At 68.5% G+C, this 17,050-nt stretch carries 15 protein-coding genes; 2 read left to right on the top strand and 13 right to left on the bottom strand.

From position 1 onward, the window contains the following. Positions 1 to 10: 10 nt before the first annotated feature. From ASD78_RS01880 to ASD78_RS01820, 13 genes are all read right to left on the bottom strand, one after another. On the bottom strand, positions 11 to 1,387 hold the full coding sequence (locus ASD78_RS01880) for an MATE family efflux transporter (RefSeq protein ID WP_056097973.1): 1,377 nt from the start codon (positions 1,385 to 1,387) through the stop codon (positions 11 to 13). A 21-nt stretch (positions 1,388 to 1,408) separates the two neighbouring features. Next, the gene (locus tag ASD78_RS01875; protein ID WP_056097972.1) at positions 1,409 to 2,644 is read right to left on the bottom strand and encodes a cytochrome P450; all 1,236 of its coding nucleotides are present in this window, start codon (positions 2,642 to 2,644) and stop codon (positions 1,409 to 1,411) included. A 323-nt stretch (positions 2,645 to 2,967) separates the two neighbouring features. Continuing rightward, complete coding sequence (locus tag ASD78_RS01870; protein ID WP_056097971.1) at positions 2,968 to 3,969, bottom strand: cytochrome P450; 1,002 nt, start codon at positions 3,967 to 3,969, stop codon at positions 2,968 to 2,970. Between the two features lie 657 nt (positions 3,970 to 4,626). Then, a complete protein-coding gene (gene xerC / locus ASD78_RS01865; protein ID WP_304438472.1) occupies positions 4,627 to 5,523 on the bottom strand; it encodes a tyrosine recombinase XerC in 897 nt (298 codons plus the stop codon). A gap of 180 nt (positions 5,524 to 5,703) precedes the next feature. After that, entirely contained in the window at positions 5,704 to 6,378 is a 675-nt protein-coding gene (locus ASD78_RS01860) for a DUF484 family protein (RefSeq protein ID WP_056097967.1), read from the bottom strand. After that, positions 6,375 to 7,244 (bottom strand): diaminopimelate epimerase, encoded by an 870-nt coding sequence (gene dapF / locus ASD78_RS01855; RefSeq protein ID WP_056097966.1) that lies wholly within the window; start codon positions 7,242 to 7,244, stop codon positions 6,375 to 6,377. Before dapF ends, ASD78_RS01860 begins: the two co-directional genes overlap by 4 nt. Next, positions 7,241 to 7,507: a lipoprotein gene (locus ASD78_RS01850; RefSeq protein ID WP_056097963.1), complete on the bottom strand. Its 267-nt coding sequence runs from the start codon at positions 7,505 to 7,507 to the stop codon at positions 7,241 to 7,243. The genes dapF and ASD78_RS01850 overlap by 4 nt, the downstream gene beginning before the upstream one ends. A 37-nt stretch (positions 7,508 to 7,544) precedes the next feature. Next, positions 7,545 to 7,958, bottom strand: a complete 414-nt coding sequence (locus tag ASD78_RS01845; RefSeq protein WP_056097961.1) for a YbaN family protein — start codon at positions 7,956 to 7,958, stop codon at positions 7,545 to 7,547. Positions 7,959 to 8,007: 49 nt separating this feature from the next. After that, positions 8,008 to 10,203 carry a S9 family peptidase gene (locus tag ASD78_RS01840; RefSeq protein WP_056097959.1) on the bottom strand — a complete coding sequence of 732 codons (2,196 nt, stop codon included), beginning with the start codon at positions 10,201 to 10,203 and terminating at the stop codon, positions 8,008 to 8,010. Between the two features lie 241 nt (positions 10,204 to 10,444). Beyond that, entirely contained in the window at positions 10,445 to 12,580 is a 2,136-nt protein-coding gene (locus ASD78_RS01835; protein WP_056097957.1) for a prolyl oligopeptidase family serine peptidase, read from the bottom strand. Between the two features lie 280 nt (positions 12,581 to 12,860). Further along, positions 12,861 to 13,190: a hypothetical protein gene (locus ASD78_RS01830; protein WP_056097954.1), complete on the bottom strand. Its 330-nt coding sequence runs from the start codon at positions 13,188 to 13,190 to the stop codon at positions 12,861 to 12,863. 330 nt (positions 13,191 to 13,520) lie between these two features. After that, positions 13,521 to 14,519: a patatin-like phospholipase family protein gene (locus ASD78_RS01825; RefSeq protein ID WP_055908165.1), complete on the bottom strand. Its 999-nt coding sequence runs from the start codon at positions 14,517 to 14,519 to the stop codon at positions 13,521 to 13,523. Next, positions 14,519 to 15,487, bottom strand: coding sequence for a YafY family protein (locus ASD78_RS01820; RefSeq protein ID WP_055908161.1), 969 nt, complete (start codon positions 15,485 to 15,487; stop codon positions 14,519 to 14,521). Before ASD78_RS01820 ends, ASD78_RS01825 begins: the two co-directional genes overlap by 1 nt. A gap of 171 nt (positions 15,488 to 15,658) precedes the next feature. On the opposite strand from ASD78_RS01820, the gene ASD78_RS21335 reads away from it, so the two are divergent. Then, entirely contained in the window at positions 15,659 to 16,288 is a 630-nt protein-coding gene (locus ASD78_RS21335; protein ID WP_056097952.1) for a hypothetical protein, read from the top strand. 122 nt (positions 16,289 to 16,410) lie between these two features. Further along, positions 16,411 to 16,989, top strand: coding sequence for a hypothetical protein (locus tag ASD78_RS21330; RefSeq protein WP_056097950.1), 579 nt, complete (start codon positions 16,411 to 16,413; stop codon positions 16,987 to 16,989). Positions 16,990 to 17,050 lie beyond the last annotated feature (61 nt).

Here is a 17,050-nt window from a genome sequence, read left to right as displayed (position 1 = left end):
CATGCCTCCGCTACGGTGCGACAGCAACGCTGTCGGGAGAGGCGGCCAGCGGCGCCTCGGCCGGCTTGCCGAATTCGCGGCGCAGGAACCACCAAGCCATCATCGCCTGGCTCGAACCGGCGGCGACCATCGCCCACCAGATCCAGCTCGGACGGAAGCCCGCCAGCAGCGACAGGCCGCACGCCAGCGAGACCAGCAGGGTCATGTGCAGCAACTGCGCCATCAGTCCGGCGCGGGTATTGCCCATGCCGGAAAGCACCGCGAACACGACCGAAGCCATGCCCAGCGGAATCAGGTCCAGGGCGGCGATGCGCAGGAACGAAGCGCTCGCGGCGATCACCTGCGGGTCGCTGGAGAAGCGGCTGCCGATCCAGGGCGCGAAGCCCTCGGACACGATCAGCAGCACGGGCACCAGCACCCCAGCGAACAGCAGCCCGATCCGCAGCGTCCGGCTCACGCGCTCGCGCAGCCCGGCGCCGTAGTTCTGGCCGGCGACGATGCAGATCGCGCCCGCCAGTGCGGTCAAGGGCATCAGGCCAGCCTGGAACGCGCGCTGGCCTATGCCGAAACCGGCCTGTTCGATAGGTCCGAACGGCCGCAGCATCAAGCCGATCGTCAGCAACGACACGCTGACCACGCCACTGCCGATGCCGGCGGGCACGCCGATCTTCAGCGCGGTCCACAGTTCCCTGGGCCGGGCGAACCAGATCGCGGGCCGCATGCGCAGATAGGCGTCCTTGCGCGTGAAGTAAGCCAGCAACACCAGCATCACCGCCGCGCACGACAGCAGCGAGGCCAGTCCAGCGCCCGCGGCGCCCATCGCCGGCAAGCCCGACCAGCCGAACATCAACGCAGGCGTGAGCATGGCGCCCAGGGCCACGGTGCCGACCTGGGCGATGGCGCCGGCTTTGACGTTGCCGGTGAATTCCAGCATCGAGGCCAGCACCAGCATCGGGATCTGGATCGCGATCGAAGGGATGAACCAGCTGTAGAAGGAAGCGATCACCGCGGCGGTGGCCGCATCGGCCGTCATCAGGCCGCTGAAGGCCTCGCGATTCGCCCAGGCCAGCAGCGCCACCAGGGCCGAGACGATGGAGGATGCGCCGAAGGCCTCGTTGAAGATCCGGTCGACGCGCACGCGGTCCTTGGCGCCGACCGCATGCGAAATCAGCACGCCCGCGCCCATGCTGAGCACCGGCAGCAGGATCAGCACCAGCATGATCGGCATCGCCGCCAGCGTGACCGCGGCCTGCGCGGTCGGTCCCAGCTTTCCCAACCAGTAGATGTTCACCAGCGAGAACACCGTCCCGGCCAGCGAGTTCAGCAGCAGCACGCCGGACATCCGCAACAGATGCGCGGCGATCGGACCCTCGGTCAGATCGCGCATGAGGCCCTCCGAGGCGCCGGACTAGGCACGCACCACCGCGCCGACGAAATCCATCGGCCTGACCACCGAGGCGACGACCATCTTCGCGCGCTCCGGGTCGGCGATGCGCAGCCGATAGCGGGTGCTGAACAGATGCGCCATCAGGATCAGCTGACCCAGGCCGAGATTCGCGCCGATGCAGGACTTGGGCGCCCAGCCGAACGGCACGTAGCTGCCATGCGGGCACTGCTCGCGGCTCTCGGCCAGCCAGCGGTCGGGATTGAACACGTCCGGATCCGACCAGGTGCTCGCGTCGTGATGGGTGAAGAAGGAACTCAGCGCGTACACCTGCCCGGTCTTGAGCTGGGTTTCGCCTTCGCAGATGTCGGTTCGCACGCTGCGCGTCACGATCGGCGGAGAACTCCAGATCCGCAGCACTTCCTTGACGAAGCGCGTGGTGTTCGGCGCCAGGCGCGCGGGCGATTCGCACAGGGCGTCCAGCGGAATCGCGGACAGCTCAGCGATCATGCGCTCGCGCCATTCGTGCTGGCGCTGCCATTCGAACAACAGACAGGCCGCGCCGGCGCCGGGGGAACTGGTGATCGCGGTCAGCAGCGCGGTGACCGCGTCGGCGGCGCGATCCAGGCCCAGCTCCGGCAGCATGTCCACCATCGGATCGGTCAGATCCTCCTGGCGCGGGCGCTTGCCGCTGGCCCGGCCCTTCAACTCGCGCCTGACCTCCACGCCGACCAGGAACTGATAGACCCACATCTTGGGTTTGTGCAGCGGCGGACAGCGGTGCTCGTCGATATCCGACAGCACCAGCGCCACCTTCGACATCACTTCATCGACCACGCGCCGATGCGCGCGCGGCGTCAGGCCGGCGATGATGGCCGACACCAGCGGTTCGAGCATCGCCCGTTCGGCCAGCCAGACCAGGTCCTGATCGCGCCCGATTTCCGCATCGAGCAGGTTCTGAATGCGCAGCGCCAGTTGCTTGAAGCCTTCGACGCTGGTCAGCACGCGCATTTTCCCGAGCCAGGCCCCGCGCACCTGATGCCAGGACACCGGCTCGCTCTTGCGCCCGCGCACGATATCGGAGAAGCCGTCCAGCATCGTCAGATCGGCGTAGTTCGCCGCTTCCACGCGCTCGGCGACGTCCGGATCGAAGATCGCCATGGCCCGGTCTTCCTTTACCCAGAACACCGGCCCCTCTTCCTGGAGGCGACGACGGAACGCCTGCACCGACGGAATTTCCACCACTTTCGAATCCTGCATCGTCCGCGTCCTTGGGCCTGATGGGAACCGCTGATCGAAGCCGGGGGCGGCATGTCGCCGCCCCCAGCGCTACCACTCAGATGTTGTGGTAGATCACCCAACGCCAGAGGGTAATGCCGCAGCCAGAAGCACCGCGCACGCCGAAAGCGGCGCGCATCGCACAGATGACGTTCTTCATATCGAGCTACTCCTTGTAGATATGTGGAAGTACTGCGTTTACGCCATGACGCTCCGAGCGGTTCCTGCTCCGCACGCCGTGGTGCCCTTGCTGCGCCGGCCACGTCGCGGCCGTCGCGAATTTGGTCGATCGGAATTACCTGTCTTCAAGCCCTGTTTCGCAGGGTCAGGGTGAAGGGCGGCGGCGCCATCGCCGCGGCCACCGTGGGACGATCGCCCTGCGCGACGATGCCGACTTCGCCCAGTTCGAGAACCGTGCGCAGCATGTCGCCGACCAACTGCGTCGCCAGGTCGGCCGCCACGCAGCGATGCGCGCCATGGCCGAAAGGAATGAACGCCGGATTGCGCCAGGCCCGAGGATCCGCCCAGCGCTCCGGCTGGAACTGCGCCGGATCCGACCAGTGCGCGGCGTTGCGCTGGACCATGTAGGGACAGACCACGACTTCGTCGGAGGCCTCGAGCTTCACGCCCGACAGTTCGTGCGCCTGGGTCGGGCGGCGCCCGAGTTGCCAGGCGACGGGCCACAGGCGCAGCGCTTCCTGCACGATCCACTCGACCGGCGTGTCGCGGCGCGGGTGCGTTCCCCACAGATACAGCGACCAGGCCAGCACGAAGCCCACCGAGCCGGAAATGGCGAACAGGAAGGACAAAAAGACTTCGGACAGCTCGTCCTGCCGGCGATCCGGCCCGGCGGAATGGGCGACGATGTCGAGGATGTCCCTCGGCGGCGTGCGCGGATCGCGCTGACAGTCGCCGATCGCACGCGACAGGCGCAGCGTGGTGTTGAATTGCAGCAGCATCCGCCGCCATCGCGGCTGGCGCGCGCGCGCATTGGCGAGCACCGAACGCTCGACGATCTCATCCAGCAGGCGGCGCAGGGACGGCGAACGGTCCGGCGCGAGCAGCACCGGCAACAGGTATCGGTAGGTCAGTCGGTTGCCGGTGTCCGGCCATTGGCTTACCGGCGCCAGCTGTTCGCGCAGGAAGTCGCGCAGTTCGTCGGGTGCGCGCGCCTGCAGGAAATCCCGCAGCAGGCTGCGCGCCTCGCGGCGCATTTTCAGTTGCGCGGATCTCGGCTCGAAATAGCCGTAGCGGGTGTGGAAGAAATCGGAGTGTTCGGCGTAGCTGCCGTCGGCGTTGCCGAGCACGGAGCGCGCATCGGCAGGATTTCCGACGCAATATTCATTGCGCCCGGTCTGGACGATATCGCCTGCGCCAGACAGCTCCCGGTCCAGGAACCCCAACGGGTCCCGTTGAAAGCCGGACCAGGCTTCTTCTTTCAACACACGCCCTCCGATCCTGAATCACGGGTGCTGATACTTAAGTTGTATGGCGACCGGGTCGCCTGGAGTTGCAAACGACGGTGAGTTCCTTCACCTGCACTCCACACCGAGTATAGGTTTCGTTTTTGAAGAGCGTCAAGCGGATTTCCGGGCGTCGTTTTTCCCAACCATGCGTTCGCGTAAGGCAGACGATTCGCTGCGCGACTGCAGGTCTACACGCTTGCTGGGATTGGCTTTCGCTCGCCTATGCGCGGTCGCGCCATCGATTTCGAGTGTCGAACGAAACGCCCGTGGCGACGACCCCGAGCGCTAGTCGGCGAGCCGAACCACTCATGCTGCTCGGATGCGCACTGCAGCAATACGGCACGGTTTGGTTGCGTCGCAACAGAAACCTTCGCTTGGCCAGCCTAGGAGGCGGTCGAATTAAGCAGTGGTTTCGGCGAGCGCGATCGTCCAGCAACCAACGGATCGGTAGCGATCGCACGAACTTCGACAACAACTCCGACGCAACCGCGTCCGCGTTTACGCGTCGCTCTTGGCGGGCTTGCGCTTCGCACGCGGATGCGCGGCGTCATAGACCTTGGCCAGGTGCTGGAAGTCCAGATGCGTGTAGATCTGAGTGGTGGCGATATCGGCGTGACCCAGCAGTTCCTGCACACCGCGCAGATCGCCGGAAGACTCCAGGATGTGGCTGGCGAAGGAATGCCGCAGCAAGTGCGGGTGCACGCGCTTGAACAGGCCTTGGCGCTGGGCCAGCTGACGCAAACGCAGCTGCACCGCGCGCGGTGTGATCGGCGTGCCGCCGCGGCCCGGAAACACCGGCGCGTCGTTGCCCGCGCCGGTCGACGCGCGCCATTCGCCCAAGGCCGCGCGCGCGTGCGAACCCAAAGGCACGCTGCGCTGCTTGTTGCCCTTGCCGAGCACGCTGACCAGGCCGTCGGACAGATCGAGATCGCGCCAGCGCAGGCCGCACAGTTCGCTCAAGCGCAGGCCGGAGGAATAGAACAACTCCAGCAAGGCGCGGTCGCGCAGGCCCAGCGGCACGTCGGTCGGCACTTCGACCAGCGCCTTGGCCTCGTCGGGATCGAGCACCTGTGGCAGTTTGCGCGGCGCCTTGGGCGCGCGGATCGCGGTGGCGGGGTTGGTGTCGATACGGCCCTGCTTGAGCAGCCAGCCGTAGAAGCTGCGGCAGGCCGAGAGACGGCGCTGCAGGCTTTTCGGAGTGAGCCCGCGCCGGTGCTCGGCGGCGATGAAGCCGCGCAGTTGTTCGGTGTGCAGGGCCAACAGCTCGATGCCCTGCACCTGCGCCCAATCGGCCAGCGCGAGCAGATCGCGGCGGTAGGCGTCGAGCGTATGCGCGGACATGCGCCGCTCGACCTGCAGATGGGCCAGGAAATCTTCGATCGGTCCGACGGACACGGCGGCGTGGACTCCAAGGTTGCGAAAAAACGCCGGAATCCAGCGCATCTTGCGAGCATGGAGGGGCGATGTCGAGGGCGCAGCCCGCGCGCAGCGGCGCGGATTCGCGGCCGCGACTTACGTCGCTCCTACATGGGATAGACGGCTTTGGGGTGGCAGCGACGGGTGCCGCGGCCGGGTTCAGCCCTCGAAGCGCTTCAACGCCGCCGCCAGCGACTCGCCCATCATGCGCAGGAACAGCGTGCCCATGCCCGGGAAGAAGCGGTTGGGATCGCGGCTGCCGACCGCGACCATGCCGACGCCAGGCAGCGGCAGCAGTGCGGTCGACTGGACCTCGTCGGCCTGGGCGCCGTACAGCAGCGCGTGCTTCTCCGGCTGCAGGCGGCCGCACAGCGGTTCGCCGTCGGCCAGGCAATCGCGGAACGGCTGCAGGCGCGCGTCGTCGGCGGCGATGGTCTGCAGCCATTCGGCGCCATCCAGGCCGTCGACCGGCTGGAACATCACCAAGCGCACGCGGTCGCCGTTGAAATCCTCGGCCAGGGTCGCGGCCATCGCGCGCAGGGTGTCGGCGGCGCTGTTCTGGCGCATCAGCGCCAGCGTCAGTTGGTGCGTGCGCACCGACAGGCGCTCGTTCTCCTGGGCGTTGCCGAACAGTTCCTGCAGGCGGCGCGAGAGTTCGCGGTTCTTGTCGCGCAGCACTTCCAGCTGATAGCTCGCCAGCGATGCGGCCGAGCCTTCCTCGCGCGGCACCACCAAGCTCAGGGCCAGGTCCGGGAACTGCTGCAGGAAACGCGGGTGGCGACGCAGCCATGCGGCGACTTCGTGCGCGCCCAGCTTGTCCAGGGTTTCGTTCATTGCGCCCATTCCCCTTCGTAGACGAAAGCGGCCGGTCCCGACATCGACAGCGGAGCGTCGTCGGACGGCCAGACGATACGCAGCTCGCCGCCGGGCAGGGCCACGGCGACCTCGCGGTCGATGCGGCCGCGCCGCATCAGCACCGCCGCCGCGGCGCAGGCGCCGCTGCCGCAGGCCAGGGTTTCGCCGGCGCCGCGCTCGTACACCCGCAGGCGGATGCGGTCGCGCGATTCGACCTGGGCGAAACCCACGTTGACCGACTCCGGAAACGCCTCGTGCGACTGCAGCAACGAGGCGATGCTGTCCACCGGCGCGGCGTCGACGTCGTCGACTTCGATCACCGCGTGCGGATTGCCCATCGAGACCGCGCCGAAGCCGATCACGGTGTCGTGGATGTCGAGCACATACTGGTCGCGCGCGCCGGGAAAGCCGTGCAGCGGGATCGCGTCGGGATCGAAGCGCGGCTCGCCCATGCCGATGCGATAGACCTCGTCGGACAGGCGCTCGACCTGGTGGGTGTCGAGCGGGCTGTCGAGGGCGAAACTGCCGCCGACGGCGGCGCCCTCGCCGGCCGCGCCTTCGCGCACCAGCCAGGCGGCGATGCAGCGCGCGCCGTTGCCGCACTGCTGCGAGGAGGTGCCGTCGGAATTCCAGATCCGGTAGCTGGCGATCGAACCGGGCTCGCGCGGGTCTTCCACGGTCAGGATCTGGTCGCAGCCGGCGCCGAAGTGGCGGTCGGCGAACAGGCGACAACGCGCGGCGTCGGGCGGCGTCAGACCGCCGCGCAGGTCGAGCACGACGAAGTCGTTGCCGGCGCCGTGCATCTTGCTGAAACGCTGCATCGGTCGCTCCGCGTTAGGGCTCATCGGCCGCCGTCGGCCGGCGGGGTCGGTTCGGGCGGCGGCGTCTCGGTGCCGGTGCCGTCGTCGGCGGCCGGCGGCGTGGCCGGCTTCTGCGGCAGCGACGGCGGGGTCGCCTCCGGCGCCATCTGCACCGGGACTTCGCCCGCGGGCTGGTTCGGCGCGGCCACCGGGACCGGCTTGGTGGGCAGGACCAGGGGGCCCTTGTTGCCGCAGGCCGAGACGGCCAGCGACAGCGCGATCAGAGTCAGGACGGTGCGTGCATTCATGGCCGCAGTGTAGCCCGCGGGCGTGGCCGAACGAAGCTCAGCGCGGCGGCGGTTCAGGTCGCGCCCAGAGCCAGATTGCGACCACGGTCATGAAGCCGGTGCCGGTGGCGGCCATCCACCATTTCGGGGCGGTCAGGAACATGATCACGGCGCAGACCGACATCATGCCGATCGCCAGCCTTTTGGCCCGGCGGCTGACCGCGCCGTGCGCCTGCCAGTCGTGGATCATCGGGCCGAACTGACGGTGGGCGAGCAACCAGGCGTGCAGCCGTTGCGAGCCGCGGGCCGCGGCGAACGCCGACAGCAGCACGAACGGGACGGTCGGCAGCCCGGGCACGACGATGCCGACGATGCCCAGGCCCAGGCTGGCATAGGCCAGCAGCCACCAGGCCCAGCGGAAGCGGCTGGGGCGGACCGGTGCGGGCTCGTCGGACGGTGGCGGGGTCGACATGGCGGCAGTATGCGACCGCGGCGGACGCCGCGGTCGCATCGGCCATGCGTCAGTGCGTTGCGCTGGCGGCGGCGCCGGCGCCGGCCAGACCCAGCTGGCCGAGCATGAAGGCGAACATTTCCGAGGATTCGCGGTAGCGGCGGAAACGGCCGGACTTGCCGCCGTGGCCGGCTTCCATATTGGTGCGGAACAGCAGCGGCCCGGCGCCGGTGTTCAGGTCGCGCAGGCGCGCCACGTACTTGGCCGGTTCGAAATACTGCACCTGCGAGTCCCACAGGCCGGTGCCGACGAACATGGCCGGATAGGCCTGCCTGGACAGGTTGTCGTAGGGCGAGTACGTCAGCATGTAGTCGTAGTATTTCTTCTGCTCGGGGTTGCCCCACTCGTCGTATTCGTTGGTGGTCAGCGGGATGCTCGGGTCCAGCATCGTGGTGACCACGTCGACGAAGGGCACCTGCGACAGGATCACCCGGTACTTGTCCGGCGCCATGTTGGAGATGGCGCCCATCAGCAGGCCGCCGGCGCTGCCGCCGTAGGCCGCGACGCGGTCCGGCGCGGCATAGCCGGCCTTGACCAGGTAGTCGGTGACGTCGATGAAGTCGGTGAAGGTGTTCTTCTTCTTGAGCAGCTTGCCGTCGTCGTACCACTTGCGGCCCATCTCCTGGCCGCCGCGGATGTGCGCGATCGCGTAGACCATGCCGCGGTCGAGCAGGCTGACGTTGGTGACGCTGAAACCCGGGTCCATCGAGGCGCCGTAGCTGCCGTAGCCGTACTGCAGCAGCGCGGCCTTGCCGTTCTTCTCGAAGCCGCGCTTGTACACCAGCGATACCGGAATCCGGGCGCCGTCGCGCGCCGGCACCCAGACGCGCTCGGTCACGTACTGCGACTGGTCGAAGCCGCCCAGCACCGGCTGGCGCTTGAGCAGGCGGCGCTCGCCGGTCTGGACGTTGAGTTCATACACGGTCGCCGGGGTGGTCAGCGAGGTGTAGCTGTAGCGCAGCCACTGGGTGTCGGGCTCGGCGTTGACGTCCAGGCCCATCGAATACGCCGGCTCGTCGGCCTTGACGTACTCCTCGTGGCCGTCGGCCTTGAGGATGCGCACGCGCTCCAGCGCGTCGGAACGCTCGGCCACGGCGGTATAACCGTCGAACAGCTCCACGCCTTCGATGTAGACGTCGTCGCGGTGCGCGATCCAGTCCTTCCAGTCCTTGCGCGAGGTCGAGCCGGTCGGCGCGGTCACGACCTTGAAGTTGGTGGCGCCGTCGGCGTTGGTGCGGATCACCCAGCGGCCGCCGAAGTGATCGGCGCTGTATTCGACGTCGCGCGCGCGCGGCGCCAGCACGGCGAACGCGCTCGGGTCGGCGGCGGGCGCGTAGCGGTATTCGTCGGACACGGTGCTGCTGAGGCCGATCAGCAGGTACTTGTCGTCGCGGCTGCGGTCGATGCCCATGTAGAAGCTGTCGTCCTTCTCCTCGTACACCACCGGGTCCTGGGCGACCGGAGTGCCGAGCACGTGCTTCTTGACGCGCTTGCTCAGCAGCGTCTCGGGATCGTTCTCGACGTAGAACAGGGTCTTGTTGTCGTCGGCCCAGACCAGGTTGGCGGACACGCCCTTGATCTCGTCGGCGTAGGTTTCGCCGGTGCTCAGGTTCTTGAAGCGCACGGTGTACTGGCGGCGGCCGTTGGTGTCGTCGGCGTAGGCCAGGATCGCGTTGTCCTGGGTCACGGCGTAGTCGCCGACCTGGTAGTAGTCCTTGCCCTTGGCCATGGCGTTGACGTCGAGCAGCACGCTCTCGCCGGCGAAATCGCGCTCGGCGTTGGCTTTCTGGATCGACGCGGCATCGACACCGGGGGCGTCCTTGCGGCGGGCGTGGATCGGGTAGTCCTGGCCGGTCTCGAAGCGGCTGTAGTACCAGTAGCCGCGTTCGCGGTACGGCACCGAGCTGTCGTCCTGCTTGATGCGGCCGACGATCTCGTTGTAAAGCTTGTCTTCCAGCGGCTTCAGCGCCGCCATCTGGGTATCGGCGTAGGCGTTCTCGGCGTTGAGATACGCCAGCATCTCCTTGTTCTCGCGCTTGTCGTCGCGCAGCCAGTAGTACTCATCGTCGCGCTGGCCGCCATGCGGCGCTTTGACCACGTGCGGCTTCTTGGCCGCATCGGGCGGCAGGGCGGAATCGGCGGCGAAAACGGGCGGGGTCGTGGTCATCAGGAGCGTCGCGGCCAGCAGGATGGAGGTCGGTTTCATAGATGGGTCCGATTGCGGGGAGCGCAATGGCGGAGGCTCTCAGTCCGCCGCCCCGGGATATTCATGGCTGGAAGGCCAGTGACTCAAGTGCTTCAGGACTGGCCCGGGCTAGGCCCCGAGCCGGCCCCGGGTGAAGGCGCGCGACGACCATGCCGCCAAGGTGGCCAGCGCGAAGGCTTCGATCAGCAACCCCAGGAAGAATCCGAGGTCGCTGAGGCATGGGCATCGGCGCCCGCCGCCGTCACTTGGACAGCTTGTCCCAGAGGAAGGTGTAGGCCAGCGCGCTCATATGCGCGGCCTGGGCGTTGTTGGCCGAACCGCCGTGGCCGCCTTCGATGTTTTCGTAGTAGCGCACGTCCTTACCGGCCTCGGACATCTTCGCCATCATCTTGCGCGCGTGGCCCGGGTGGACGCGGTCGTCGCGGGTCGAGGTGGTGAACAGGGTCGGCGGATAGTCGCGCTTGGCGTCGAACAGGTGGTAGGGCGAGAAGGTCTTGATGAAGTCCCAGTCGGCCGTGTCCGGGTCGCCGTATTCGGCCATCCACGAGGCGCCGGCCAGCAGGTGGCTGTAGCGCTTCATGTCCAGCAGCGGCACCTGCACGACCACCGCGCCGAACAGCTCCGGGTACTGGGTCAGCATGTTGCCGGTGAGCAGGCCGCCGTTGCTGCCGCCCTGCACGCCCAGGTGCCTGGACGAGGTGACCTTGCGCGCGACCAGGTCCTGCGCGACCGCGGCGAAGTCCTCGTAGGCCTTGTGGCGGTTGGCCTTGAGCGCGGCCTGGTGCCAGCGCGGACCGTACTCGCCGCCGCCGCGGATGTTGGCGACCACGTACACCCCGCCCTTCTCCAGCCAGCCCTTGCCGACGCTGCCGGAATAGCCCGGGGTCATCGAGACCTCGAAGCCGCCGTAGCCGTACAGCAGGGTCGGGGTGCTGCCGTCGAGCTTGAGGTCCTTCGGGCGGACCATGAAGTAAGGCACCTTGGTGCCGTCCTTGCTGGTCGCGAAGTGCTGCTCGATCACGTTGTCGGACCCGTCGAAGAACACGGGCATGGTCTTGAGCGTTTCCGGCTGCTGGCCGAGCTTGGCCAGCGACAGGGTGGTCGGGGTCAGGTAGTCGGTGGCGGTCAGCCAGACGTCGTCGTTCTCGTCGTCGTCCACCGCCGACACGCCGATGCTGCCGAAGCTGGGAGCGCCGACGAACTCGCTGCGCTGCCAGCTGCCCGGGGTCAGCACGCTGAGCTTGTACTTCACGTCTTCCATGACGTTGAGCACGAGCTTGTTGCGGGTCCAGGTGGTGCCGGCCAGCGAGGTGCGTTCGGTCGGCTCGAACAGTGCGGTGAAATCGCGCTTGCCGGCCATGAAGTCGTCGAAGCGGGTCACGATCAGGCTGCCCGGCTTGTAGGTCTTGCCGCCGGCGGTGTAAGGCTCGCGCAGCTCCAGGGTCAGCCATTCGCGGTGCACGGACTTTTCGGCCGAGTTCGGCGCGTCGATCTTGGTCAGCTTGCCGTCGGCGCCGCGCAGATACAGTTCGTTGTTGTAGAAGGCGATGGTGCGCGAGACGAAATCGCGCTCGAAGCCTTCGGTCGGGTCGTGGCCGGCGGAGATGTACATGTCCTCCGCGGTGCCTTCGTAGACGACCGTGGCGGCGCCGAGCGGCGTGCCGCGCTTCCACTGCTTGACGATGCGCGGGTAGCCCGACGAGGTCATGCTGCCCTCGCCGAAATCGGTGAAGACATAGACGTTGTCGCGGTCGATCCACTGCAGCCCGCCCTTGGCTTCGGGACGGAAGTAACCGTCCTTGACCCAGGACTTGCTCTCCAGGTCGAACTCGCGGGTCACGTCGGCGTCGGCGCCGCCGCGCGAGAGCGCGATCAGGCAGCGCTGATACTGCGGCTTGAGGCAGTCGGCACCGTGCCAGACCCAGTTCTCGCCCTCGGCCTTGTTGAGCGCATCGAGGTCGATCACGGTTTCCCAGGCCGGCTTGTCCTTGCGGTACTCGGCCAGGCTGGTGCGGCGCCACAGGCCGCGCTGGTGGTTCGCGTCCTTCCAGAAGTTGTAATAGTGGTCGCCGATCTTCATCACGCCGGGGATCTTGGCGTCGGAGTCGAGGATGGCGCGGATGTCGGCCTCAAGCTTCTTGAACTCGGGCCCGGCGGCCAATTCGGCTTCGGACTGGGCGTTGCGCTGGCGCACCCAGGCGAGCGAGCGCTCGCCTTGCACGTCTTCCAGCCAGGCGTAAGGGTCGGACCCATCGGTCACTTTGGCGGCCTCCTCGGCAGGGGCGGCAGCGACCGGAGCGGCCAGGCCGGCCAAGCCGACGGAGATCATTCCAACCGAAACGAGCAACGGCTTGCAGGCCTTGGACAGCGTGGACATCGGCGCTCCGCGAAAACAGGGAAAGGCCGAACGCTAGCACAGGCCCCGGCGGCGGCCGCCGTGCCCGAAGTCATGTGGGGAGGACGCGGCGTGGCCGCGTTATGGCGGAAATTACCGGGTTCGTATGCTGGATGGCGCTATCCGCAAGCGCTATCCGCAGGCGCTGGGCGACGGCGACGGCGACGGCGACGGCGACGGCGACGGCGGTTGGCGGTTGGCGGTTGGCGGTTGGCGGTCGGCGGCGGGCGGTTGCGCCGCGTCACCGATCGACTCGGCCTGCTCAGGCCGCGCGCGCAGCCGCGACGCGCGCCAGTGGACGAACGCGGCGCCGCGCCTGGGCGCCCGCGCGACGGCGGCGGACCGGCGCCGGCAGTGCGTCGGCCGCGCGGCGCGGCAGCCGGAAGCGGTGCAGCGCCCACCACGCGGTCAGCGGCATCGCCAGCAGCCACAGCGGCAGCCAGCCGATCTGGGCACTGGACGCACGCGCGGCCGGCAACAGCAGCACCAGCGCGGCGCCGATGGCGACGGCGTAACGCAGGACCTCTTCGACGCGCGGGTCGATGGCGGGGTCGGCGGAGGGGCGGATCGGGTGGGCAACGGACTGGCGCATGGCGAGGGCTCCGAAGGTAGGCAACGGGTCCGAGGACCCGACGCATCCACCTTGGCCCGCCTCCGTCTCAAAGGCTGCGACCTGTCCTGAGCCGCGCTTCGGCCCCCTGTGGGAGCGGCGTAAGCCGCGATGCCGACCATGCGATATGGCCGTAATCCTGCGGCTTGCGGAAGGAAATCGCGGCTCACGCCGCTCCCACAAAAAGCGGGCTTTGGGGTAGGAGCGGCGTAAGCCGCGACCGCGTATTCGCGACTGCCTTGAGATTCCGATCGCGGCCGTAGCTCCGGGTCGCGGCTTACGCCGCTCCTACCCCAAGGCGAAGGCTGGTTATCAGTAGCCGGCGGCGTCCAGGGCTTTGTCGGCTTCTTCGCGGCCCAGGGCGATGAGTTCGCGGGCGCGCCAGAATTCGTAGAACTGGCAGGCGTCGCGCGGGATGCGGATCACCAGTTCCGGCGGGTCCAGGGCCAGATGCACGCGTGCGATCTGCGCCTGCATGGTGTCGAGCGAACGCGCCATCAGTTCGCTGAAACCCAGCTCGTGTTCGTTTTCGCCCTCTGCGTCGGCGACGTTCTGGCGCCGCCAGCGTTCGCCGAACCAGCGCAGCAGGCCCGCGCCGCGCGTATCGGAATCGCCTTCGACGACACCGCCGCCGGCACCCGCTGCCGCATCCGATGCGTCGCCGGCCGGGCCGCGGCCGTCTCGCACCGGTGTGCCGTTGTTGCGTCGCGCCGGCGCACCCGGCGGGCGCTGCGGCCAGCCATGCATATCGACCGCAATCAGGCGATGGGCGTCGGACAGGCGCGTCGCGGCGATCGGCAACGGCGCCAGCAGGCCGCCGTCTACCAGTTCGCGCCCGTGCACTTCGTAGGGAGTGAACACGCCGGGGATCGCGATCGAGGCACGCACCGCATCCCAGAGGTCGCCCTCGCGCAGCCAGACCTCGCGCTGCCGCATCAGATCGACCGCGACCGCGGTGAACGCGATCGGCAGCTGTTCGATGCGCGGTTCGCCGGCGAGTTCGCGCAGGGCGTGCATCAGGCGCTCGCCGCGGAACAGCGAGGCGCGGCCGAGCGCGGGATCGAGCAGGCGCAGCATGTCGGTGCGGCTGAGGCCGTACAGCCAGTCGCGGTAGACCTCCAGCTTGCCGGCCGCATACAGGCCGCCGACCAGGGCGCCGCTGGAAGAGCCGGCGACCGCGACCACGTTGAGCGAACGCGCCTGCAGCGCTTCGATCACGCCGATCTGGGCCAGACCGCGCGCGCCGCCCGCACCCAGCACCAGCGCGACCGGTTCGTCGCTGCGGATATGCGGGGCGTCGGCCGCGGCCATCAGCGGTCGTAGTTGCCCAGGGCCAGCGACAGCATGCTCTTGGCCTGCTCGCGCAGCACCGCCGGCTCGACGATCTCGGCGTCGCTGCCGTAGTGCATCACGTCCATCAGCAGTTCGCGGCCGGCGCTGTAGGGCAGCTTGAGTTCGTAGCGGCCGTCGGGCAGGAAGCGGCCCTGCTGCTGCGAATGCCAGTGTTCGTCGGCGACCCAGCGCGCGGCCTTGGCGCTGAACACGATCGTGGCCCAGCCCTTGGGCGTGCCGGAGAAGATGCCGTAGCTGGAGGCGAGGTGACGGTCGAGCTCCTCGTCGGGCACGTCGCGGGCCTCGCCTTCGAGCATGCGCGCGGCCGTGATGCGATCGACCGAGAAGCTACGCAGGGCGTCGCGCTCGTGGTCCCAGGCGTCCAGGTACCAGTTTTCGCGGTAGTGGGTCAGGCGTTGCGGCGAGACGTTGCGGCGGGTGCGCTCGTCGGTGGAACGGGCGCGATATTCAAAGCTCAACGGCTTGCGGTCCAGCACCGCGGTGGCGACCGCGCGGAACGCGGTTTCGTCCAGGCGGCGGGTGCGGTGCGGGATCACCCGCACGCGCTCGACCGGCACCCGGCGGCCGCCGGCGTGTTCGTCCAGCAGCTTTTCGATCCGGTGCTGCAAAGGCGCCAGCGCGTTCGACAGCACGCCGCCGCCGCTGCGCAGCAGCAACTGCTGGGCGGCCAGCAGCGAATGCAGTTCCTCCGAGCTCAGCCACAGGCCGGGCAGTTCGAAGCGGTCGCCCTCGCTGCTGTCGTAGCGGAAACCGGCCTCGCCGTTGCCGACCACCGGTGCCATCAGGTAGTCGCGCAGGTAGGCCAGGTCGCGGTAGACCGTCGCGCGCGAGCACTCCAGGTCCTCCTGCAAACGCTGCACGGTCACCGGATAACGCGCGGCGGTCAGGATGCGGTGCAGGGCGTGGATGCGTTCGATGCGTTCCATGGCGGGGTCTGAAGGAAGCGGTGATCCGACGCCTAGCATCGCACCCGCGACTACGCAGCCGCCACTGCCGCGGGCGAGAAGCCGATCACGACGCGGTTATCCGCCCGAACGGCTAACGACCGTTTAACCGGCTGGGCCACAAGATGCGCGGCCCCGGAATGGAAGCCGAGCATGCGGACCAGGTCAGGATGGAGCGAGCAGACGCTGGCGGTCGCGGTCGTGGTCGTGACGCATCTGCTGATGGTCATGACCTTGAACCGCTACTTGCGTTCCGATCCCCCCACCCCGTCGGCGGACGATGAGGAGCCGCTGTTGCTGGTGTTCCTGCCGCCGCCGCGCCCGGCGGCGACGAGCACCGTCGCCGCGCCCGGCCAGCATCCGCCGCGCGCGTCGCAGATGCTGCGACGGGTGCCGACGCGCACCGCGCCGCCACCCGTCGCCAGCACGGTCGTCGCCGACACGGCAGCGCCCTTGGCGGGTCGGCCGCTGACGGCTGTCTACGTGCAACAGGTCGGCGGTCTGCGCGAAAGGCCGCCGCCGGGACTGGACACGCAGCGCGCCGATCCGTTCGCGAAACGCAGGCCCACCCTGCCCGGCGCCGGCGCCGGCGCGACCTTGGGCGTCGCCATGCGCGAGCCGATCAGCGCGGCCAAGGTGGTCGATGCGATCGGCAGCCTGTTCGGCGGACCCAGTTCGCCGTGCCCGGACAACCGCAAGGACATCGCCGCGCTGGCGACCGGCGGCGATCGCGCCGCCCTGGATCGCGCGGTCGACTACGAGCGGCGCTACTGCCGGCCCTGAGTCGTGCTGCGCCGGCATCCGACGCCGGCCGCGACGATGCGGGAGGCGCGCCTGGCTGGTCGCGGCCGATTCCCGCGTTAGGCATGGCATCGGCCGATGCTCGGCCCTCCAGCGGATGAGCCATGAAGACGATCGGATACGCGGGCCGCGTACTGTGCCTGGCAGCAAGCCTGGCCGCGCTGCCGGCCTGGGCGGGCGCGCGCGAGGAAGTGAACGCGTCGATGGAGAAGTTCATGGCCGCGCGCAGCTACCACGCCAGCATGACCGCGACCGGCGCGCACACGATGAACAATCAAGTCGACTACGTCGCGCCCGGCCGCTACCGCATGCGCATGGCCGGCATGGGCGAGCAGATCATCGTCGGCGACACCATGTACCTCGACCTGCGCGGCCGCAGCACCAAGGTGCCCCTGCCCAAGGGCACCCTGTCGCAATGGCGCGACCCGGCGCGGCTGACCGAGAACGCCAAGACCATGACCGTCACCGCGCTGGGCAGCGAGGCCGTCGGCGGCGCACCGGCGCGCAAGTACCGCGTCGACCACAGTCAGCCGCAGCCGAGCATGATGACCCTGTGGGTCGGCAGCAACGGCTATCCGCTGCGGATCGTGAGCAGTACCCAGATACAGGGCAAGCCGATGGTCACCACCATCGTCTACTCGCGCTACAACGATCCGGCGCTGCGGGTCGACGTACCCAAATAACGGTGACGCGCAGGGTCCCGCGCCGGGCCCGAATTTGCTGCAGTGCGGTGAGCGGGCGTCG

Origin of the sequence: Lysobacter sp. Root667 (assembly GCF_001427715.1) — a bacterium.
Lineage (GTDB): Bacteria > Pseudomonadota > Gammaproteobacteria > Xanthomonadales > Xanthomonadaceae > Lysobacter.
This window is presented reverse-complemented; position numbering and strand designations above follow the sequence as displayed.